The organism is Nostoc cf. edaphicum LEGE 07299 (genome assembly GCF_015207245.1).
Lineage (GTDB): Bacteria > Cyanobacteriota > Cyanobacteriia > Cyanobacteriales > Nostocaceae > Nostoc > Nostoc edaphicum_B.
Genome location: NZ_JADEXF010000652.1, coordinates 1 through 3,550 on the forward strand (window position 1 = coordinate 1; position 3,550 = coordinate 3,550).

Below are 3,550 nucleotides of genomic sequence, written 5' to 3' on the forward strand. Positions count from 1 at the left end.
AGTTATACCTTGTGGAATTAATACTGAACACTTTGGTTCTATCAGTAAAGAAGTTGCTCGTCAACAGTTGGGAATTGCTTCAGATTCTCAGATCGTTTTGTATGTAGGACGCTTTGACCCTCGCAAGGGAGTTGAAACCTTAGTAAAAGCTTGCGCCAATTTGTCTGATTCATTTCAACTCTATCTAGTTGGTGGTAGCCGTGAAGATGGAGCAGACTTCCAAGAACAACAACGCATTGAAGCTTTGGTGAACGAACTGGGATTGGGAGCAGTTACAATTTTTACCGGACGAATTTCTCAAGCACTATTACCTGCTTACTATGCCGCAGGGGATATCTGCGTTGTACCGAGTTACTACGAACCTTTTGGCTTAGTGGCAATTGAAGCAATGGCAGCCGGAACGCCCGTAATTGCTAGTAATGTGGGAGGATTGCAGCATACGGTGGTGCATAGTGAAACTGGACTTTTAGTTCCTCCCCGTGATTCTACAGCATTGGCGATCGCTATTCACGATCTGTTAAAAAACCCGACTCTAAAAGACAGCTATGGCAATGCTGCACAGAATTGGGTGCAGTTTCGTTTTAGCACTCAGGGAGTTGCCGCCCAAGTTCACGAACTCTATCAATCTTTAACAGTTGATACATTCGTTCAAGAAATTATTCAAACTAAAAATTTAACTCCAGAGTTAGAAAAGCAAATTCAAACTTTGTTGAAGTCGAAAACTTTAAAATCTAGTGAAATTAAATCTCTAGAAAAATTAATTGACTCCTTTGATAACGGTATTGTGCAGTGGGCAACCAGTTAAATTTAAAGCATCTGAAATAGTAGCCTAAGTTAGTCTTTGAGGTTTTAAAACCCAATTAAGAAGCTTTAATTATAGGACTTACGCATGAGTAACGGAATAACGAACCGCAGAGGCACAGAGGGCACGGAGAAATCAGAGTTTGAGAGATATTTTGCGTAAGTTCCAAATTAGTCTGCTTACAGAGAAGTTTAGTTCACGTTTCATAAAGTATCAATTACTCATGCTGGAATTAATTCATTCAATTGTAAATAGCGAAGAACATATTGATTTGCATCAATTTTTACATCAACTTCGTTGGCAGAATAAATCATACCTGCTGCGAAATGATATTCTGGATGCTTTTAACGATTACTGCAAAAGTTTGCAAAAGCCAGAGTCATTTCGCGATACCTCCCAAGTAAGCAAACTCATCTACCATACACAGGAGATTATCCTCGACAATGAAACTTCTTGTTTGGTAGTTAGACCAAAAATTGGTCATCAACAAATATTTCATATCGCTGAAGACCTACAAGTTGAGCCAATGAGCGTACAGGAATTATTAGACTTACGCGATCGGCTTGTCAACCATTTTCATCCTAACGAAGGTGGTATCTTTGAAATAGATTTCCATCCATTTTACGATTATTCTCCGGTAATTCGTGACATTAAAAACATCGGTAAAGGAGTACAATTTCTTAACCACTACCTCTCAAGCAAGCTTCAAGAGTCGCAACAATTACAAGAAAAACTATTTAACTTCTTGAGTTTGCATAACTACGATGGTACGCAACTGCTGATTAATCAACACATCCAAAACCACCAGCAACTTTCACAACAGATTAAACTAGCTCTCAATTTTCTTAACAGCTATACTCCTACTACTCCCTACACCGAATTTCGTTTTGAGTTGCAAGATAAGGGCTTTGAAGCTGGATGGGGTAACACCGCAGGCCGCATTCAAGAAAGCTTAGAACTTTTGGATGGGTTAATAGACTCACCAGACCATCAGACTTTAGAAACCTTCCTTTCTCGAATACCGATGATATTTCATATCGTTTTGGTTTCACTTCACGGCTGGTTTGGACAGGAAGGAGTGTTGGGACGGCCTGATACTGGTGGACAAGTCGTTTATGTTTTAGACCAAGCTAAAAATCTTGAGCAACAACTCAAAGAAGATATAACTTTGGCAGGATTAGATATTTTAAATGTGCAGCCAAAGGTGATAATTCTTTCCAGATTAATACCTAATAGTGATGGAACTCGCTGCAATCAGCGTCTAGAGAAAGTTTACGGTACTAAAAATGTTTGGATTTTGCGGGTTCCGTTCCGAGAATTTAATAGAAAGCTGACACAAAATTGGATTTCCCGGTTTGAAATTTGGCCTTATTTAGAAACTTATACTATTGATGCCGAAAAAGAATTATTAGCTGAATTTAATGGGAAACCAGATTTAGTTATTGGCAATTACTCTGATGGTAACTTGGTAGCTTTTTTGCTGGCACGTCGCTTAAAAATTACCCAGTGTAATATCGCTCATGCTCTAGAAAAGTCTAAATACTTGTTTAGTAACCTCTACTGGCAAGACTTGGAGGACAAATATCATTTCTCACTGCAATATACAGCAGATTTAATTGCCATGAATGCTGCTAACTTCATTATTAGTAGTACCTATCAAGAAATTGTAGGTACACCTGAGAGTGCCGGACAATATGAGTCTTATAAATGTTTTACAATGCCCGAACTTTATCATGTAGTGGATGGGATAGAGTTATTTAGTCCTAAGTTTAATTTAGTGCCACCGGGAGTAAATGAAAGTTACTTCTTTCCTTATACCAAAACAGACGAGCGTTTTTATTCAGAGTGCGATCGCTTAGAAAATTTGTTGTTTAATTTAGAAGATCCCAACTTAGTATATGGTAAATTAGATAACCCCAACAAGCAACCAATATTTTCAATGGGGCGTTTAGATAGAATTAAAAATCTAACAGGTCTGGCGGAGTGTTTTGGTAAAAGTGAGGAACTACAAAAACGCTGTAATTTAATTTTAGTAGCGGGAAAGCTACGAATTGAGGACAGCGCCGATCATGAAGAAGCCAGTGAAATTGAAAAACTCTATAGAATTATTGAGCAATACAATCTTCACGGCAAAATTCGTTGGTTGGGTGTACGCTTATCTAAAAGTGACTCTGGAGAAACTTATCGCTTAATTGCTGACCGTCAAGGAATTTTTGTTCAACCAGCTTTGTTTGAAGCTTTTGGTTTAACGGTTCTAGAAGCAATGATTAGTGGCTTACCCACTTTTGCTACTCAATTTGGCGGCCCATCAGAAATAATTCAAAACGGAATAAATGGATTTTACATCAACCCCACTCGCTTAGAAGAAATGGCACAACTAATTCTAGAATTTGTGAATAAGTGCGACCATAATCCAGATTACTGGTTAAGAGTTTCTCAACAAGCAATTGACCGTGTTTTGAAAAACTACACTTGGAAAATTCACACTGCACGTCTACTTTCACTTGCAAGAATTTATGGTTTTTGGAACTACACCTCTAAAGAAAACCTTGAAGATTTGTACCGCTACCTAGAAACAATATTTCATTTAGTGTTCAAGCCAAGAGCGCAACAACTTTTAGCACAGCACATACAACGCTAAGGTTAGTACCGCAAGGTATAAGCCAAAAGCCAAAACAATTATATTCCAAGCATTGTGCTATTTGAAATGATATGTTAATTTCCGTCATGTTGTACTAGTGCTAAAAA

General features: G+C 38.1%; 2 protein-coding genes. Both read left to right on the forward strand.

The window, feature by feature from the left end; translation table 11 throughout:
- The coding region (locus IQ229_RS18385) for a glycosyltransferase (RefSeq protein WP_194046174.1) at positions 1 to 805 on the forward strand (805 nt) is incomplete at its 5' end.
- Between the two features lie 220 nt (positions 806 to 1,025).
- Entirely contained in the window at positions 1,026 to 3,443 is a 2,418-nt protein-coding gene (locus IQ229_RS18390) for a sucrose synthase (protein WP_194046183.1), read from the forward strand.
- The last annotated feature ends 107 nt before the right edge of the window (positions 3,444 to 3,550 follow it).